16 protein-coding genes are annotated in these 18,863 nt (G+C 64.1%); all 16 read left to right on the top strand.

What is annotated here, in order from left to right; translation table 11 throughout:
• The first annotated feature begins 506 nt into the window (after positions 1-506).
• The 16 genes from leuC to purF all read left to right on the top strand — a co-directional run bounded on the left by leuC (position 507) and on the right by purF (position 18,705).
• A complete protein-coding gene (gene leuC, locus HHL14_RS11980; protein ID WP_169497818.1) occupies positions 507-1,916 on the top strand; it encodes a 3-isopropylmalate dehydratase large subunit in 1,410 nt (469 codons plus the stop codon).
• A gap of 5 nt (positions 1,917-1,921) precedes the next feature.
• A complete protein-coding gene (locus HHL14_RS11985) occupies positions 1,922-2,080 on the top strand; it encodes an entericidin A/B family lipoprotein (protein WP_028196115.1) in 159 nt (52 codons plus the stop codon).
• Between the two features lie 87 nt (positions 2,081-2,167).
• A complete protein-coding gene (gene leuD, locus HHL14_RS11990; RefSeq protein WP_169497819.1) occupies positions 2,168-2,821 on the top strand; it encodes a 3-isopropylmalate dehydratase small subunit in 654 nt (217 codons plus the stop codon).
• A 104-nt stretch (positions 2,822-2,925) separates the two neighbouring features.
• Positions 2,926-3,993 carry a 3-isopropylmalate dehydrogenase gene (leuB, locus tag HHL14_RS11995; RefSeq protein ID WP_169497820.1) on the top strand — a complete coding sequence of 356 codons (1,068 nt, stop codon included), beginning with the start codon at positions 2,926-2,928 and terminating at the stop codon, positions 3,991-3,993.
• A gap of 392 nt (positions 3,994-4,385) precedes the next feature.
• Positions 4,386-5,507, top strand: a complete 1,122-nt coding sequence (gene asd, locus HHL14_RS12000; RefSeq protein ID WP_169497821.1) for an aspartate-semialdehyde dehydrogenase — start codon at positions 4,386-4,388, stop codon at positions 5,505-5,507.
• Positions 5,508-5,675: 168 nt separating this feature from the next.
• Complete coding sequence (locus HHL14_RS12005; protein ID WP_230413004.1) at positions 5,676-8,330, top strand: FimV/HubP family polar landmark protein; 2,655 nt, start codon at positions 5,676-5,678, stop codon at positions 8,328-8,330.
• Positions 8,327-9,139, top strand: coding sequence for a tRNA pseudouridine(38-40) synthase TruA (gene truA, locus HHL14_RS12010; RefSeq protein ID WP_169497823.1), 813 nt, complete (start codon positions 8,327-8,329; stop codon positions 9,137-9,139). The genes HHL14_RS12005 and truA overlap by 4 nt, the downstream gene beginning before the upstream one ends.
• On the top strand, positions 9,136-9,846 hold the full coding sequence (locus HHL14_RS12015) for a phosphoribosylanthranilate isomerase (RefSeq protein WP_169497933.1): 711 nt from the start codon (positions 9,136-9,138) through the stop codon (positions 9,844-9,846). Before truA ends, HHL14_RS12015 begins: the two co-directional genes overlap by 4 nt.
• Positions 9,847-9,905: 59 nt before the next feature.
• Complete coding sequence (trpB, locus tag HHL14_RS12020; RefSeq protein ID WP_169497824.1) at positions 9,906-11,099, top strand: tryptophan synthase subunit beta; 1,194 nt, start codon at positions 9,906-9,908, stop codon at positions 11,097-11,099.
• 11 nt (positions 11,100-11,110) lie between these two features.
• Entirely contained in the window at positions 11,111-12,022 is a 912-nt protein-coding gene (locus tag HHL14_RS12025; RefSeq protein ID WP_169497825.1) for a DNA-methyltransferase, read from the top strand.
• 86 nt (positions 12,023-12,108) lie between these two features.
• Entirely contained in the window at positions 12,109-12,921 is an 813-nt protein-coding gene (gene trpA, locus HHL14_RS12030; RefSeq protein ID WP_169497826.1) for a tryptophan synthase subunit alpha, read from the top strand.
• A gap of 78 nt (positions 12,922-12,999) precedes the next feature.
• Entirely contained in the window at positions 13,000-13,872 is an 873-nt protein-coding gene (gene accD / locus HHL14_RS12035; RefSeq protein WP_169497827.1) for an acetyl-CoA carboxylase, carboxyltransferase subunit beta, read from the top strand.
• Positions 13,873-14,227: 355 nt separating this feature from the next.
• Positions 14,228-15,538, top strand: a complete 1,311-nt coding sequence (gene folC, locus HHL14_RS12040) for a bifunctional tetrahydrofolate synthase/dihydrofolate synthase (protein WP_169497828.1) — start codon at positions 14,228-14,230, stop codon at positions 15,536-15,538.
• Between the two features lie 29 nt (positions 15,539-15,567).
• Positions 15,568-16,503 (top strand): SPOR domain-containing protein, encoded by a 936-nt coding sequence (locus HHL14_RS12045; protein ID WP_169497829.1) that lies wholly within the window; start codon positions 15,568-15,570, stop codon positions 16,501-16,503.
• 7 nt (positions 16,504-16,510) lie between these two features.
• Positions 16,511-17,062, top strand: a complete 552-nt coding sequence (locus tag HHL14_RS12050; RefSeq protein WP_169497830.1) for a CvpA family protein — start codon at positions 16,511-16,513, stop codon at positions 17,060-17,062.
• 92 nt (positions 17,063-17,154) lie between these two features.
• Positions 17,155-18,705 carry an amidophosphoribosyltransferase gene (purF, locus tag HHL14_RS12055; RefSeq protein ID WP_169497831.1) on the top strand — a complete coding sequence of 517 codons (1,551 nt, stop codon included), beginning with the start codon at positions 17,155-17,157 and terminating at the stop codon, positions 18,703-18,705.
• The last annotated feature ends 158 nt before the right edge of the window (positions 18,706-18,863 follow it).

The raw sequence follows: 18,863 nt of genomic DNA on the forward strand, positions 1-18,863 counted from the left end.
TCGAATTGTCCCCTCGGGAAAGTACTATCTTTGTTAAATGCTCACATGTTTTGACTTTTCGATTCGGTCGCGTTGCGGGAAACACGAGTCTGGTATTTGCGCTGAAGAGTGAGAATCAGATGAATCCGAATATGCCGTCATAGAATTTCCATGGTTTTTCGGTCGGGTGATTTTTAGTGATCCAAAGATATTTGACGATTGTTCAACCGATATTCGACTCGTCGCATTTCAAAACGGAGCGTGCGCTCGGCGAATACCGCTTCCCGATTCGTAAAGCGCTTGCCGCAAAGTCTCGACACCGCGCTGCGCTAAAACCGAAGATCGCGGCAGCCAGTCGATGCATACGGACGCACCCTTGCCGGGTAACGTCGATACAGGTATCGACACTACTACCCAACTCCCTGTTTTTTATCGGTTTTCTCGCGGGATAAGCGCGCCACGCGGGGGCGCTGCGTGGCATAATCGATCGACATAGTCAGCCCGCAGTCATTACTACCCCGCATACCATGGCACAGACTCTCTACGACAAATTGTGGAACACGCACGTGGTCCACACGGAAGACGACGGCACCACGATTCTTTATATCGACCGTCATCTGCTGCATGAAGTGACCAGCCCGCAGGCGTTCGAAGGGCTGAAGATGGCCGAGCGTCCGGTGTGGCGCATCAGCGCGAACCTGGCCGTATCGGACCACAACGTGCCGACCACCGACCGCACGCACGGCATCGCCGATCCGGTCTCGAAGCTGCAGGTCGATACGCTCGACACGAATTGCGACGCCTACGGCATCACGCAGTTCAAGATGAACGACCTGCGTCAGGGCATTGTCCACATCATCGGACCGGAGCAGGGCGCTACGCTCCCGGGCATGACGATCGTCTGCGGTGACTCGCACACGTCCACGCACGGCGCGTTCGGCGCGCTCGCTCACGGCATCGGTACCTCGGAAGTCGAGCACGTGCTGGCCACGCAAACGCTCCTGCAAAAGAAGAGCAAGAACCTGCTCGTGAAGGTCGAGGGCCAACTGCCGCGCGGTTGTACCGCGAAGGACATCGTGCTCGCGATCATCGGCAAGATCGGCACCGCCGGCGGCACCGGCTATGCGATCGAATTCGGCGGCTCGACGATCCGCGCGCTGTCGATGGAAGGCCGCATGACGGTCTGCAACATGGCGATCGAAGCAGGCGCGCGCGCCGGCATGGTCGCCGTCGACGACACCACGGTGGAATACCTGAAGGGTCGTCCGTTCTCGCCGCAGGGCGTCGAATGGGATCATGCGGTCGAGTACTGGAAGCAGTTCAAGTCGGACGACGGCGCGCATTTCGATCGCGTGGTCGAGCTGAATGCCGCGGAAATCGTGCCGCAGGTCACGTGGGGCACGTCGCCGGAAATGGTCACGCCGGTCGACGGCCGCGTGCCGGATCCGGAACGCGAGAAGGATCCGGTCAAGCGCGACGCGATGGAACGCGCGCTCAAGTACATGGCGCTGGAACCGAATGCGCCGATCGAGTCGATCAAGCCGGATAAAATCTTCATCGGGTCGTGCACCAACGCGCGCATTGAAGACATTCGCGCCGCGGCTTACGTCGTGAAGAAGCTGGGTCGCCGCGTGGCGTCGAACATCCGTCTGGCGATGGTCGTGCCGGGTTCGGGGCTCGTGAAGGCGCAGGCGGAGCGTGAAGGCCTCGACAAGGTCTTTACCGAAGCCGGCTTCGAATGGCGCGAGCCGGGTTGCTCGATGTGCCTCGCCATGAACGCCGACCGGCTCGAGCCGGGCGAGCGTTGCGCGTCCACGTCGAACCGTAATTTCGAAGGTCGTCAGGGCGCCGGTGGCCGCACGCACCTGGTGAGCCCCGCGATGGCAGCGGCTGCGGCCATCGAAGGGCATTTCGTCGATATTCGCAAGCTTGGATGACTCGCATGATGAAGAACATGAATCGCACCACTCTATTGCGCCGCTTCGCACTCGGCACGCTTGCCGGGCTTCTGCTCGGTCTGGCCGGCTGCAACACGGTGCACGGATTTGGCGAGGACATGTCGCACCTCGGCAATTCGATCAGCAATCACGCTGACAAATAAGCGGTTTTTGATTTTTACCGGCAATACGGCGCGCGGCTTTTCTCGCTGCAAACCGCATTGCCCGGTCTTCAGACAGGCGCAAGCGTCATGGATAAATTCATCGTACACACCGGCGTCGTGGCGCCGCTCGATCGCGAAAACGTCGACACGGACGCGATCATTCCGAAGCAGTTCCTGAAGTCGATCAAGCGCACGGGCTTCGGTCCGAACGCGTTCGACGAATGGCGCTACCTCGACCACGGCGAGCCGGGTCAGGACAACTCGAAGCGTCCGCTGAACCCGGACTTCGTGCTGAACCAGCCGCGCTATCAGGGCGCCTCGGTGCTGCTCGCACGCAAGAACTTCGGTTGCGGCAGCTCGCGCGAACACGCGCCGTGGGCGCTGCAGCAGTACGGCTTTCGCGCGCTGATCGCGCCGAGCTTCGCCGACATCTTCTACAACAACTGCTTCAAGAACGGCGTGCTGCCGATCGTGCTGACCGAACAGCAGGTCGATCATCTGTTTAACGAAACGTATGCGTTCAACGGCTTCCAGCTGACCATCGACCTCGAAGCGCAAGTCGTGCGCACGGCCGAAGGCGGCACCGAATATCCGTTCGAAGTGGCGGCGTTCCGCAAGTACTGCCTGCTGAACGGTTTCGACGACATCGGCCTCACGCTGCGTCACGCGGACAAGATCCGCCAGTTCGAAGCCGAACGTCTCGCGAAGCAGCCGTGGCTGAATAATCGCCTCGTCGGCTGATCGTGCTGGTCGTGGCGAAGCGCGTGGGGGCATGACGGTCTGAAGTGCGCATGCCCGCGCGCGGTTCGCGCTCAAAGTCTCGCAAAAATCATCAAGGAATTCGCATGAAGATCGCAGTGTTGCCGGGCGACGGCATCGGTCCCGAAATCGTCAAGGAAGCTGTCAAGGTTCTCAACGTGCTCGGCGAGAAGTTCGAACTCGAAGAAGCGCCGGTCGGCGGCGCGGGCTACGAAGCGAAGGGCCATCCGCTGCCCGATTCGACGCTCGCGCTCGCGAAGGAAGCCGACGCGATCCTGTTCGGCGCGGTCGGCGACTGGAAGTACGACAAGCTCGAACGCGCGCTGCGTCCGGAGCAGGCCATTCTCGGTCTGCGCAAGCACCTCGAACTGTTCGCGAATTTCCGTCCGGCAATCTGCTATCCGCAACTCACCGGCGCCTCGTCGCTGAAGGAAGAGATCGTTTCGGGTCTCGACATCCTGATCGTGCGCGAGCTGAACGGCGACATCTACTTCGGCGCGCCGCGCGGCGTGCGTTCGTCGCCGGACGGCCTGTTCGCCGGCGCGAAGGAAGGCTTCGACACGATGCGTTATTCGGAACCCGAAGTGCGCCGCATCGCGCACGTCGCGTTCCAGGCGGCACAAAAGCGCGGCAAGAAGCTGTGCTCGGTCGACAAATCGAACGTGCTCGAAACCTCGCAGTTCTGGAAGGACGTGATGATCGACGTGTCGAAGGAATACGTGGACGTCGAGCTGTCGCACATGTACGTCGACAACGCGGCGATGCAGCTCGTGAAGGCGCCGAAATCGTTCGACGTGATCGTGACCGGCAACATGTTCGGCGACATCCTGTCCGACGAAGCGGCCATGCTCACGGGCTCGATCGGCATGCTGCCGTCGGCATCGCTCGACAAGAACAACAAGGGCCTGTACGAGCCGTCGCACGGCTCCGCGCCGGACATCGCCGGTAAGGGCGTGGCTAACCCGCTCGCCACGATTCTGTCGGCCGCGATGATGCTGCGCTACTCGCTGAACAAGGCGGAGCAAGCCGATCGTATCGAGAGCGCGGTGAAGAAGGTGCTCGAACAGGGCTACCGCACCGGCGACATCCTCACGCCGGGTTGCAAGCAGGTCGGCACCGCCGCGATGGGCGACGCCGTCGTGGCCGCACTGTAAAAAGCTGCGAAAAAGCTACGAGGGCCGCACCCGCCAGACATCTGAAGGCGGGCGCGCGAGCAGTGGTTCAAGCATTAAATCCGGTCGTTAAAACCGGTCTTTAAAACGCGAATCGGCCTCTAAACAGGCCGATTCGCGCACCATGCGGCAAACTGCGCCGCCGTTTTCCCGTTTTCGTGTATATTGTGGCGATGGCCCGGATCTCCCAAATCTCCTCGATTTCCAAGCAGCACGGCACAACTGCCCGTGCGATCGAGTTCGCCATTACCATCAAAACGATTACCCCGAAAACGATCACGAAGCGCTGATCGTCCGTTGTGTCCGCCCATCTTCCCCGCGCGGTCACTGCGGGCAAAGATGCGGGGAAGTTTCCATTCGAAGGGTATGAAGTCATGAACGTAGGTCTCGTAGGTTGGCGCGGCATGGTCGGCAGCGTCCTGATGCAACGTATGCAGCAGGAAGGCGATTTCGACTTGATCGAACCGGTGTTTTTCAGCACCAGCAACGCGGGCGGCAACGCGCCGTCGTTCGCCAAAAACGAGACCAAGCTCAAGGATGCGTCCAGCATCGACGACCTGAAGAAGTGCGACGCGATCATCTCGTGCCAGGGCGGTGACTACACCAACGAAGTGTTCCCGAAGCTGCGCGCGGCGGGCTGGAACGGTTACTGGATCGACGCGGCATCGTCGCTGCGCATGAAGGATGACGCGGTCATCATTCTCGATCCGGTCAACCTCGACGTGATCAAGAACGCGCTGGTCAAGGGCCAGAAGAATTTCATCGGCGGCAACTGCACGGTCAGCCTGATGCTGATGGCGCTGGGCGGCCTGTTCCGCGAAAACCTCGTCGACTGGATGACGGCGATGACTTACCAGGCCGCATCGGGCGCGGGCGCGCAGAACATGCGCGAACTGCTGTCGCAGATGGGCACGCTCAACGGTGCGGTGAAGAACGAACTGGCCGACCCGGCTTCGGCGATTCTCGACATCGACCGCCGCGTGCTCGAAGCAATGAATAGCGACAGCATGCCGACCTCGAACTTCGGCGTGCCGCTTGCCGGCTCGCTGATTCCGTGGATCGACAAGGATCTCGGCAACGGCATGTCGAAGGAAGAGTGGAAGGGCGGCGCGGAAACCAACAAGATTCTCGGCAAGCCGGCCATGGGCACGCCGGGTTCGATTCCGGTCGACGGCCTGTGCGTGCGGATCGGCGCAATGCGCTGCCACTCGCAGGCGCTCACGATCAAGCTGAACAAGGACGTGCCGCTCGACGAAGTGAACGACATCCTCGCGTCGGCCAACGACTGGGTGAAGGTCGTGCCGAACGAGCGCGAAGCGTCGATGCGCGATCTGTCCCCGGCCGTTGTTACGGGCACGCTGACGGTGCCGGTCGGCCGTGTGCGCAAGCTCGCGATGGGCGGTGAATATCTGTCGGCGTTCACGGTCGGCGATCAGCTGCTGTGGGGCGCGGCCGAACCGCTGCGTCGCATGCTTCGCATTGTGCTCGACAAGTAAAGTAAACTACGCGCTCACGACGCGTAGACAACTCAAGAAGCGTCGCGCTTGCGCGGCGCTTTTTTCATTGTGTGCTCCGATCATCTTGTCTCTTTCCACTCGCATAAAAGGCCGCGCGCTGACGCGCCGGGAGTCCCGATGAACCTTCGACGCTCCGCTCTTCGGGCTATGTCCATTCATCACGATCAGGATCGATTCACGAACGGGCTGACGGCGATGGCCGCCGGCACGGCTTTGGCTTTGGCGCTACTCGGCGGTAGCGCGGGCGACGCGCTTGCCGCGCCGGCGAACACCGCGAGCGCGCCCGATGTCGCTGCCGCGCCTGTCTCGGGTTCCGCCGTCGTGGCATTCGCGGCGGGGAGCCAGTACACGGTGCGGGCTGGGCAGTCGCTGAACGACGTGGCGATTGCGGTCACGCAATCGCGCGACCGCGCGGTACTGGCACGAGCGACGCGCGCGCTGTTCGATACGAATCCGGCTGCGTTCATGAATCACGATCCGAGCCGGCTGCGGGTGGGCGCGGTGTTGATCGTGCCGGCGCTGGATGCGTCGGGGGCGTTGGCGGCTTCGGGGGCTGCGGCGGCTGGTGCTGCGACGGGGGCATCGAGTGCGGCGCCCGCGGGCGCGTCTTCGCCTGCCGCGCCGGCTGCTGCGGCCAGCGTGACGAGCGGTGTCGCGGAGGTGAATGCGGCTGCCGCGAGTGCGGCCAGTGCCGCGGCGCACGCAACCACGCCGGCTGTGCCGGCGATTTCCGGCACGGCCAGCGCGCCGGGTGGGGCAAGCGCGGCGGCGTCGATTGGCGCGGCGGTAGGCGGTGCGGCTTCGTCCGCGCCGATCGCAGGTTCGGCAGCGCAGCCGACGAGCGGCGCGCAGGAGTGGACCGGATCGGTTCAACCGGCCGCGAGCGCGCCGGCCGCTGAGACGTCAGCGCCGGCAACCGGTGCCGCTCCGGCGGCCACGACCGCGCAGGCGGCTTCGTATCCGCATCCGCAGGTGTCGAGTCTGCAGCAATTGCTCGCGCTGAAAAATCGCGTGCTGATGGAATTGCAGAAGCACGGTATTGGCGGTGCGCCGGCGGTTTCGGGCGCCGCGCCGACAAGCGCCGCGCAGCCAGTGGCGGGGGGCTCTGCCGCCGCTGCCGTGGCGACGCCGGGGCACACGAACGTAGCAGCGGCGCCATCGAGCGATGGCGGCATGTCGCAACGGGATCTGAGTATTGCGGCGGCGGTCGGCGCGGCACTGGTCGTGCTGCTGGCGGCGCTGCGCATGGGGCGTCGCAAGCGCGAGAAGGTGGCAGCGAAGCGTGCTGCGGAGCCGGCCGATGCCGCGATGACGAAGTCCTCGCGTGCTAGCGATGCGCGAGATGCGGTAGCGGCTGGCGCGTCGACGGCAGCGATGGAAGGGACGCTGGACGCGCGTGATGATGAGGCGGCGCGGCAGGCGGCTGCGGTGGCGGCCGAGCGCGCTGCAGCAGAGCGAGAGGCAGCAGAGCGCGCTGAGGCAGAGCGTGTTACAGCACAACGCGCAGCGGCAGAGCAGGCCGAGGCCGAACGTATAGCGGCAGAGCGTGCGGCAGCGGAACACGCGGTGGCAGAGCAGGCTGCAGCCGAACGCGAAGCAGCAGAGCGTGTCGCAGCGGAACGCGTAGCGGCCGAGCAAGCCGCAGCAGAACACGCAGCAGCCGGGCAAGCAGCAGCCGGGCAAGCAGCAGCCGGGCAAGCAGCAGCCGGGCAAGCCGCCGCAGAGCGCCAAGCCGCAGAACAGGCAGCAGCAACACACATCGCCGCCGACCACGCCGCAGCACAACAACCCATCTCCGAACCCATCGCACCGCCCCAACCGCTGGCCGGCGTCCCCCCGTCCAGCGACCACGACAGCTCCGCCGAACAACCACCCGCGCCGATCCATCACGACGACCTGAGCGCGGCGGCAACAGCCGCCAATCTCGCCGCCGCCGCTGAACTCGGCGCCGAAGCATTGCCGTTGGGATCGCTCGAGCCCGGCGTCGGCGGCGCGCACGACGAGCACGTGCATCGTCTGCAATGGGACGACGAAACCCCGGCAAGCCCGACGACAAATCAAACGACAAACCAAACGACAAACCAGACGACCAGCACCACTACAACTACCGACTCCGCAGAAACCACTTCGGCCGCCCAGCCAGGTCCGGCCGAACCGCAGACCTCATTCAACGTTCCACCCCCTGTGCTCGATTTCTCGCCACACCAGACCGAATCGCAAGCACGCACGACTGTGTCGTTCGGTCAGCCGTTCAGCAACACCCCGTCGCCCGCACCGGTTGCACCCGCTGCGCCGACCGAATTCCCGCGCGATGCCGTCGACGCGTTCGGCAGCCTCGACATGCCGCTGCCGCCGCGCATCGAGTTGCCGGCCGGCAGCGTCGGCAGCGCCGGCGTGTCGACCTCGCTGTCGACGCAGCCTGTCGTCTCGCCCGAAACGACCGCCCAGCAAGCTTTTGCCACGCATGACCCGGACCACGGCGTGCCGCACGTCGCCGATGAAATCGCCGCCGGCACCGCAGGCCACGGCGCCGTCGCGGGCCTCGGCGCATCCGGTTTCGGCGCGCTGAAGCTCGACTTCGATCTCGAATTGCCGCCGAGCCCGGCCCAGCCGTTGCCGGATTTCACGCCGGCCGATCTTGGCCGTATCGCGCGCAACAAGCTCGAACTGGCCTCCGAGTACATCGAACTCGGCGACCTCGCGGGCGCCCGTGCGCTCATCAACGAAGTGATCGAAGCGAACGATCCGGCCACGCGCATCGAAGCCCGCGCGTTGCTTTCGACTCTCGCGCCGCTGTCGTGACGCGCATCGCATTAGGCGTTCAGTACGACGGCTCGGCGTTCGCCGGCTGGCAATCGCAACCGCACGGCAACACCGTGCAGGACGAACTCGAGAAGGCGTTGCGCGAATTCACGCGCACGCCGGTGCAGACGATCGTCGCCGGCCGCACCGATCGCGGTGTGCACGGGCTCGGCCAGGTCGTGCATTTCGACACCGAGCTCGATCGCGTCGATATCTCGTGGGTACGCGGTCCCAACGCGTTCCTGCCGAAGACGATCGGCGTGCAATGGGCGAAGCCGATGCCCGACGACTTTCACGCGCGTTTCTCCGCGTTCGAGCGGACCTATTACTACGTGCTGTACGTGAGCCCGGTGCGTTCGCCGATGCTCACCACGCGCGCCGGCTGGGTGCACACGCCGCTCGACGTCGACGCGATGCGCGCGGGCGCCACGCACCTGATCGGCGAGCACGATTTTTCGTCGTTCCGTTCGTCGCAATGCCAGTCGAAGACGCCGTTCAAGCATCTGTATCAGATCGACGTGCAACAACAGGGTAACTTCGTGCATTTCCGCTTTCGCGCGAATGCGTTCCTGCACCACATGGTGCGCAACGTGATGGGCTGCCTGATCGAAATCGGCGCCGGCCGCCGTCCCGCCGCGTGGATGGCCGACGTGCTCGCGAGCCGCAGCCGTGACTGCGCAGCGCCGACCTTCATGCCGGACGGCCTTTACCTTGCGCAGGTGGGCTATCCTGAGCAATTCGCCGTGCCCGCCCCGGTGACGGGCAGCGTGCCGTGGAGCAGCGTATGGACCGAGCAACCGGAAACATGAAAGCAGTCGACAACCCCGCCACCCAGGCCGACGCGGCCGCCCGTCAAAGCGTGCCGCACCGCACGCGCATCAAGCTGTGCGGACTCTCCAAGCCGGAAGACGTCGCCCACGCGATCGATCTCGGCGCCGATGCGATCGGCGTCGTGTTCTACCCGCCGAGCGCACGCTCGGTCAGCGTCGCGCAGGCGGTCGAGCTGGTGCATGACGTGCCGCCGTTCGTGTCCGTGGTTGGCCTCTTCGTCAACGCGACGCCGGACTGGATCCACGAAGTCGCGAGCAACGTTAATCTGACGCTGCTGCAGTTCCACGGCGACGAAACCCCGGCGCAGTGCGAAACGCTCGCCGGCATTGCGGGTTTGCCTTGGTTGCGTGCGCTGCGGGTTGCGGCGGATACTCGATCGGCCGATTTGGTAAAATCGGCTCTTAATTATTCGGCAGCCAGTGGCCTCCTGTTCGACACCCATGTCGAAGGCTACGGCGGCGGCGGGAAGGTTTTCGATTGGTCACTTATTCCAGCAGAGCTCGCGCATCGGGCCGTTTTGAGTGGTGGGTTGAACGAGCAAAACGTCAGTGATGCGATCCATCGCGTGCGCCCGTACGCGGTCGATGTCTCGAGCGGCATCGAAGTAGCGGGCGCCCGGGGCGTGAAAGATCACGCCCGGATGGCGGCATTCGTGCGCGCGGTACGCGCGGCGGACGCCGAATGATTCTGGCTCGCGAGTCTTCGCAATGAAGACCGCGCGCCATACTGAGAAGAGTGATCACCATGTACAACTTGCCTGACGAAAGAGGTCATTTCGGCCAATTTGGCGGCGTGTTCGTCGCTGAAACGCTGTTTTCCGCACTCGACGAGCTGCGTGAAGCATACGAGAAATATCAGAAAGACCCGGACTTCGTCGCGGAATACGAGCGCGAACTGAAGTACTTCGTGGGTCGTCCTTCCCCGATCTATCACGCCCAGCGCTGGAGCGAATTGCTCGGCGGCGCGCAGATTTATCTGAAGCGTGAAGACCTGAATCACACCGGCGCGCACAAGATCAACAACGTGATCGGCCAGGCGCTGCTCGCCAAGCGCATGGGCAAGCCGCGCGTGATCGCCGAAACCGGCGCGGGCCAGCACGGCGTGGCCACGGCAACGATCTGCGCGCGCTTCGGCATGGAATGCGTGGTCTACATGGGCGCCGAAGACGTACGCCGCCAGGCCGCCAACGTGTATCGCATGAAGCTGCTCGGCGCGACCGTCGTGCCGGTCGAATCGGGCTCGCGCACGCTGAAGGATGCGTTGAACGAAGCGATGCGCGACTGGGTCACCAACGTCGAAAACACGTTCTACATCATCGGCACGGTCGCGGGTCCGCACCCGTATCCGATGATGGTGCGCGACTTCCAGCGTGTGATCGGCGACGAATGCCGGGTGCAGATGCCGGAGCAGGCCGGTCGCCAGCCGGATGCGGTGATCGCATGTGTGGGCGGCGGTTCGAACGCGATGGGGATCTTTTACCCGTATATCGACGATAGTTCGGTGCAGTTGATCGGCGTCGAAGCGGCGGGCGACGGCATCGATACGGGCCGTCACGCGGCGTCGCTGATCGGCGGCAGTCCAGGCGTGCTGCACGGCAACCGCACTTATCTGCTGCAGGACGACGACGGCCAGATCATCGAGACGCATTCGGTCTCGGCCGGTCTCGACTATCCGGGTGTCGGTCCCGAGCATGCGTGGCTAAAAGACAGCAATCGCGCGCAATACGTCGGCATCACCGACGAAGAAGCGCTGAAGGCGTTCCACGACTGCTGCCGTATCGAGGGCATCATTCCCGCACTCGAATCAAGCCACGCGCTGGCTTACGCGACGAAACTCGCGCCGACCTTGTCGAAGGACAAGGTTCTGCTGGTCAACCTGTCGGGCCGTGGCGACAAGGACATGCACACGGTCGCGGAGCGATCGGGTATCCAGTTCTGAGCCACATAACGATGCGCGACGAGTTCGACGAGCCACAGCTGGCGCTTGAAATCACGAATCCGGCCACCGACACGGCGGCCGCGGCATCTGCACCGTTACTGGCGCAGGTGCCGGCCGGCATTCAGCTGTTGAACCGCGATTTTCTGACCGATGTAGCGAACATTCCCGACGGGTCGATCGACCTGATCGTGTGCGATCCCCCTTACGGGCTCGGCAAGGATTACGGCAACGACTCCGACATGCGCACGGGCGAGGAATTTCTCGTCTGGACGCGTGGCTGGCTCGAGCTGGCTGTTCCGAAGCTCAAGCCGTCGGGTTCGCTCTACATCTTCTGCACGTGGCAGTACGCGCCGGAAATCTTCAGCTTCCTGAAGACCAAACTCGTGATGGTCAACGAGATCATCTGGGACCGGCGCGTGCCGAGTATGGGCGGCACGACGCGCCGCTTTACGTCGGTGCACGACAACATCGGTTTCTTCGCGGTATCGAAGGACTATTTCTTCGATCTCGATCCCGTCCGCATCCCGTACGATGCCGTCACGAAGAAGGCGCGTTCGCGTAAGTTGTTCGAGGGAAGCAAGTGGTTGGAGCTTGGCTATAATCCGAAGGATGTCTGGTCGATCTCGCGCCTGCATCGGCAGCACGCCGAACGCGTCGCGCACCCGACCCAGAAACCTCTGGAAATCGTCGAGCGAATGGTGCTCTCCAGCTGCCCCAAGGGCGGCCGCGTGCTCGACCCGTTCATGGGCAGCGGCACCACCGCGGTTGCTTGCGTCCGTCATCAGCGCGAATTCGTCGGCTATGAGATCAACGAAAGCTACTGCGCGATAGCGCGCGAGCGCGTGAGCGCCGCCGCGTCTCCTCCTTTGCCGCGCCGCAGTCGGGGCAAATCAAAAGTGCAGCGCCCGACCGAAGTGCAGTAAAGCGCGTATTTGCCGCTCAACGGTAACTCGCCGAGCGGCACGCTGCTATGGAATGAGCGCAGTAGTTCAAATTTGAGAATACTTCCATGTCCCGTATCAAGAACACGTTTGCCGCGCTGTCCGCCGAAGGGAAAAAAGGCCTGATCCCGTTCATGACCGCGGGCGATCCGGACCCGGCTCGCACGGTCGAATTCATGCACGCGCTCGCCGCCGGCGGCGCCGATGTGATCGAGCTCGGCGTGCCGTTTTCCGACCCGATGGCCGATGGGCCGGTGATCCAGCAGTCGTCCGAACGCGCGCTGGCGCGCGGCGTGTCGCTGCGCCACGTGCTGGCCGACGTCAAGCGTTTCCGCGAAACCAATGACAAGACGCCGGTCGTGCTGATGGGCTATGCGAACCCGATCGAGCGGATGGGCGCCGAGACGTTCGCGAAAGCGGCCCAGGAGGCCGGTGTCGACGGCGTGCTGGTGGTCGATTATCCGCCGGAAGAGGCGGCTAACTTCTCCGAACAGATGCGATCTGCCGGCATCGATCCGATATTTCTGCTGGCGCCGACCTCGACCGACGAGCGTATCGCCGAAGTCGGTCGGATCGCCAGCGGCTACGTCTACTACGTGTCGCTGAAGGGAGTGACCGGAGCGGCAAATCTGGACGTTTCCAGCATCGCGAGTAAAATCCCGGCCATCAAGTCGCGCGTCCCCCTGCCGGTGGGCGTCGGATTCGGCATCCGCGACGCGCAGACGGCGCGCGCGGTGGCCGGTGTGGCGGACGCAGTTGTCATCGGCAGTCGCATTGTTCAGTTGCTTGAACAGGCCTCGCCTGCCGACGCTGCCGAGACACTGAAGCGGTTTATCGCCGAGGTGCGCGAGGCGCTCGATAGCGTCGCGACTGCCCGATAACAGTTATTTTTGTCGCGGTTACGTGAGCGGCGGGCTTGTCCCGCCGTTTGCGCGACTGCTGACCCAGAAGGATGTCCTATGAGTTGGCTCGATAAGCTGCTGCCGCCGAAAATCAAACAAACCGACCCGAAGAACCGCAAGGGAATTCCGGAAGGCCTGTGGATCAAGTGCCCGTCGTGCGAAGCCGTGCTGTATCGCAACGACGTCGAGGCTAATCTGCATGTTTGCCCGAAGTGCGACCATCACATGCGCATCGGCGCGCGTGAGCGGCTCGACAGCCTGCTCGATCCGGAAGGCCGTTACGAAATCGGCCAGGAAATCGTCCCGGTCGACGCGCTCAAGTTCAAGGACAGCCGCAAGTATCCGGAACGCCTGAAAGAGGCGATGGACGATACCGACGAGACCGACGCAATGGTCGTGATGGGCGGCGCGATCCACACGCTGCCGGTCGTCGTGGCGAACTTCGAGTTTTCGTTCATGGGCGGCTCGATGGGTTCGGTGGTCGGCGAGCGCTTCGCGCGCGGCGCGCAGAACGCGCTCGAACAGAAGGTGCCGTTCATCTGCGTGACCTCCTCCGGCGGTGCGCGGATGCAGGAAAGCCTGCTGTCGCTGATGCAGATGGCCAAGACCACCGCGATGCTGACGAAACTGGCCGAAGCCAGGCTGCCGTTCATCTCGGTGCTGACCGACCCGACGATGGGCGGTGTGTCCGCGAGTTTCGCGTTCCTCGGCGACGTCGTGATCGCCGAGCCGAAGGCGCTGATCGGCTTTGCGGGCCCGCGCGTGATCGAACAGACCGTGCGCGAGAAGCTGCCGGAAGGCTTCCAGCGTGCGGAGTTCCTGCTGCAGAAGGGCGCGATCGACATGATCGTCGACCGTCGCAAGCTGCGTGAAGAGATCGCGCAATTGCTGGCGCTGTTGAGCCATCAGCCGGCCGACGCGGTCGCGTAAAGCCGGCGATATCCGGGCTACCGCAAGCAGCCAGTGTGCCGCCGTCCCGGACGGGCGGCAGCGGCCGAACAGGTTGTTAAAAATAGCGCGCCGCGTGAGCAATCAAGCGGCGCGCTGTCATTTCCGGGATAATTACGGCGCTTGCGATGCGGCGGCGCCCGGAGCCGGTGCGAACGCGACCCTGCCGTACGGGTTTGTGCGCATAAACCCGGCGGCGGCTTGTGCCCATGGCCAGCAAGCGTAGCGGCCCGCCCCGAAACAGCATGCGCACCCGCAATCGCACGACAGGCGTCATTCGCCACACCGCAGAACCGAACCACCCGCGAACCACCGCGATTCACTCAAGATTCACCCGATGACGACATTCCCCACCCTCGACGCGTGGCTCACGCACCTTGAATCCGCGCATCCGGTCGGTATCGACATGGGTTTGGGCCGTATCTCCCAGGTACGCGATGCGATGCAGTTGTCGTTCGCCTGCCCGATCATCACGGTCGGCGGCACGAACGGCAAGGGCTCGACGTGTGCGATTCTCGAAGCGATTCTGCTGCGCGCGGGCTATACGGTCGGCTGCCACACGTCGCCGCATCTGTTGTCGTTCAACGAGCGCGCGCGCATCAACGGCACTATGGCCAGCGACGCCGATCTGCTGCCGCACTTCGAAGCCGTCGAAGCCGCACGCCAGAGCCTCGCCGAGCCGGTCACGCTGACCTACTTCGAATTCACGACGCTCGCGATCATGAGCCTGTTCGCGTCGCGCGGGCTCGACGCGGTGATTTTCGAAGTTGGCCTGGGCGGCCGTCTGGACGCGGTCAATATCCTCGATACCGACTGCGCGATCATCACCAGCATCGATCTCGATCACACCGACTATCTCGGCGATACGCGCGAAAAAATCGCGTTCGAAAAAGCCGGTATTTTCCGTCCGGGCAAGCCGGCGATCTGCTCGGACCCGGTACCGCCGCAATCGTTGATCGATCACGCGGAAAAGATCGGCGCCGATCTGTGGCTGTTCGGCCGCGATTTCCGCTACGAAGGCCAGGCCGGCAGCGAGCGTCAGCAGTGGAGCTACGTCGGTCCGACGATGCGGCGTTCGGCGCTCGCGTATCCGTCGCTGCGCGGCGCGAATCAGCTGATCAACACGTCGGCTGCGCTGGCTGCGCTCGAAGCGCTGCGCGACCGTCTGCCGGTGTCGGCGCAGGACATCCGGCTCGGCATCGCCAACGTCGATCTGCCGGGACGCTTCCAGGTCCTGCCCGGCAAGCCGGCGATCGTGCTCGACGTCGGTCACAATCCGCACGCCGCCGCGGTGCTCGGCCAGAATCTGGGCAACATGGGCTTTTTCCCGTACACGTACGCGGTGTTTGGCGCGATGCGCGACAAGGACATCGCCGGTGTGCTCGGTCATCTGAAAGGCGAGATCGATCACTGGTGCGTGACCGACCTGCCGACCCCGCGCGCGGCGTCGGCGCAGGAACTCGAAACCGCGCTGCGCGAGCTGGGCGTGGAGGAGAGCGCCGACAGCACCGTCACGCGTTACGAAACACCGGCACAGGCTTTCCAGGACGCGCTAAAACGTGCGTCAGAGAATGATAGAATTGTGGTTTTCGGCAGTTTCTATACGGTAGCGGGTGTCATGGCCTACCGGAAATCGCAGCAACACTGAGCGGGCGCCAGGCTCGAACCAAGCGATTCATGGGAATTTTCTCGTTCGGCAAGAAAGACGACGCGCCCAGCCGGCGCGGCGCAAACACCAGTTCCAATCGGGCCGCCCGGGGTGAGCGCGTCGAACGACGCACCCGCCGCAGCGAGCGCGCCGTCGACGCCGATGCGATGCTGCTCGACCCCACGCTGCCCGAAAAGCAGCGCGCGCGTCGCCGGCTGGTCGGCGCGATTGCACTGGTCGTCGCGGCGGTGATCATCCTGCCGATGGTGCTGGACTCGCACCCGAAGCCCGTCACCGACGACATCTCGATCGACATCCCGAGTCGTCCGGCGCCCAAGCTCGCCAAATCCACCGCCAACGAAGACGTGCAGGCTGGCGTCGCGCCGGACAATCCGCCGGCCGCCGACGCGGGCCTCGCGGCATCCGGTCTCGCGCCGTCCACCACGGCAGCGGCTTCGGCCTCCGCCGCCAAGCCGACGCAAGCAGCGCAATCTCAATCGACCCAGACAGCCGCTTCGAAACAGGGCACGACCACCAGCGCGGCACCGGCCACCGCCGCCGCGCCGAAGCCTGCCGCGAAGCCGCAAACTCAGGCGCTTGCCGCGAACAGCGCGGCCGCCAAATCGACGAAACCCGCCCCCGCCGCCACTTCCACCGACGACGACTCGAATTCGGCTACCGCCGGCACCGAAGCGAACGCCGGCACGCCGGCGTCGCCGCCGGGCAGCCGTTTTGCCGTGCAGCTCGGCGCATTCGCGAATGAAACGACAGCGCGCAACTGGGCCACGAAGTTGAAAGCGGCGGGAGTGCCTGCATATATCGAACACCGCAAACAAGCCGACGGCTCGACGCTGACGCTGTTGCGCGCCGGCCCGTTCGCCGACCGCGCGGCGGCTACCGAAGCGATCGCCAAGGTTCGCGGAGCCGGTCTGATGGCGGGTCCGAACAGCGGCGGCGCACAGTAAGCAAGCGATGTTCACTGCCTTCGACTACGCTGTAATGGCGGTGATTGGCTTGTCGGCGCTGCGCGGTGCGTGGCGCGGTTTGCTGTCGGAAGTATTCGGTTTGATCGGCTGGGTCGCGGCGTTTTTTCTGGCTTGCGAGTTCGTCGGCTATGTCGTGCCGTATATCCCGTCCACCTGGCCGGGCGGCGCGCTGACCCAGTGGCTGCTGGCGTTTTCGCTCGTGGTGATCGGCGTGGTGCTGGTCGCGAGCGTGGTGAGCGCACTGCTTAGTCGTCTGGTGCAGGTTACAGGTCTGGGCGGCGCGGACCGCTCGCTCGGTTTGATGTTCGGCCTCGTGCGCGGGGTCGTTCTGGTGCTGATTCTGGTCGCCCTCGCAGGCTTGACCGAACTGCCCAAAGAGGAATTCTGGCGCAACGCGCTGCTTCGTCCGTATGTGGCCGAGGGCGTACGCGCAATGAAACCGTTGCTTCCCGAGGCGCTCGCCGCTTACGTCCACGTGGACGATCCGGGCGCCCCTAGCAACGCGCAACAGGACTCCGGCGCATACCGGTTGCCTTGACATCGTAGTAGCGTGTGCCGTCGCATCACGGCGCGCACGCGGTCGCAGGTAGCGGTTGCCATCACGTATTTCGTACCTTTGAAGGACATGCCATGTGCGGCATCGTAGGCGTAGTTTCCCACTCTCCGGTCAACCAGCTGATCTATGACAGCCTGCTGCTGCTGCAGCACCGCGGTCAGGACGCCGCCGGCATCGCGACCGCGAACGGCAGCAATTTCCACATGCACAAGGCCAACGGCATGGTGCGCGACGTGTTCCGCACGCGCAACATGCGCAGCCTGCCGGGCACGACGGGTATCGGCCAGGTGCGTTATCCGACCGCCGGTTCGGCGTCGAGCGAAGAAGAGGCGCAGCCGTTCTACGTGAACGCGCCGTTCGGCATCATCCTCGCGCACAACGGCAATCTGACCAACTGGCAGCAGCTGAAAGATGAGATGTTCCGCATCGATCGGCGCCACGTGAATACCAATTCCGATACCGAAGTGCTGCTCAACGTGTTCGCGCACGAGCTGCAACTGTCGAGCTCGGGTCTGCAACTCGATCCGGCCGCGCTGTTCAAGGCGGTGTCGGGCGTGCATCGCCGCGTGCGCGGCTCGTACGCGATCGTCGCGCTGATCGCCGGCTACGGCCTGTTCGGCGTGCGCGACCCGTTCGGCATCCGGCCGCTGTGCCTCGGCAAGCAGGAAACGGCGAACGGCGTCGAGTGGATGCTGGCGTCGGAATCGGTGGCGATCGAAGGCGTGGGTTTCGAATTCGTGCGCGACGTGCTGCCGGGCGAAGCCATTTTCATCGACGCGGAAGGCCAGCTGCATTCGCAGCAGTGCGCGACCGCGCCGAGCCTGAACCCCTGCATTTTCGAACTCGTGTACCTCGCGCGGCCGGACTCGGTGCTCGACGGCGTGCCGGTCTACAACGTGCGTCTGCGCATGGGCGACTACCTCGCCGAGAAGGTCCGCCGTGAACTGCCGGACGTCGCGATCGACGTCGTGATGCCGATTCCCGACTCGTCGCGCCCGGCCGCGATGCAGGTCGCGAAGAAGCTCGGCGTCGAGTATCGCGAGGGCTTCTTCAAGAACCGCTATGTGGGCCGGACCTTTATCATGCCGGGCCAGGCAGTGCGCAAGAAGTCGGTGCGCCAGAAGCTGAACGCGATGAACATCGAGTTCAAGGGCAAGAACGTGCTGATCGTCGACGACTCGATCGTGCGTGGCACGACCTCGCATGAAATCGTGCAGATGGCACGCGATGCGGGCGCGAACAAGGTGATTTTCGCGTCGGCGGCGCCGCCGGTGAAATTCCCGAACGTCTACGGCATCGACATGCCGACGCGCGGCGAACTGGTCGCGCATGGCCGCTCGGACGAGGAAGTCGCGCGCATGATCGGCGCGGATCACCTCGTGTATCAGGATGTCGATGCGCTGAAGCAGGCGGTGCGCGACATCAACCCGGCGCTCAAGGAGTTCGAGGCATCGTGCTTCGACGGCAACTACGTGACCGGCGACATCACGACCGAGTACCTCGATGGCATCGAAAGCGCGCGTCTTGCGCCGTCGTCGCAGTCGGACCGCGACGCCGCGAGCGAAGCGATCGACGGTGGTGGTCCGGCGCGTTCGCAACTGCATCTGCAACTGTCGGTGGGCTGAGCGCACACCGCGTGGCGAGCGTGTTAGCATGGCCACTGCGTCGATTTGAACTCAGCTTGCGGACGCGGGGCAACCCGAAACAGCTAAAGCGAAGGACGGACAGCCGGAATCGTCCGCCCAAGCTCCAGCCTCTCCGCACATGAAGCCCGCTTATGCCG

This window comes from Paraburkholderia antibiotica, from assembly GCF_012927125.1.
In the GTDB taxonomy this organism is placed as follows: Bacteria; Pseudomonadota; Gammaproteobacteria; order Burkholderiales; family Burkholderiaceae; genus Paraburkholderia; species Paraburkholderia antibiotica.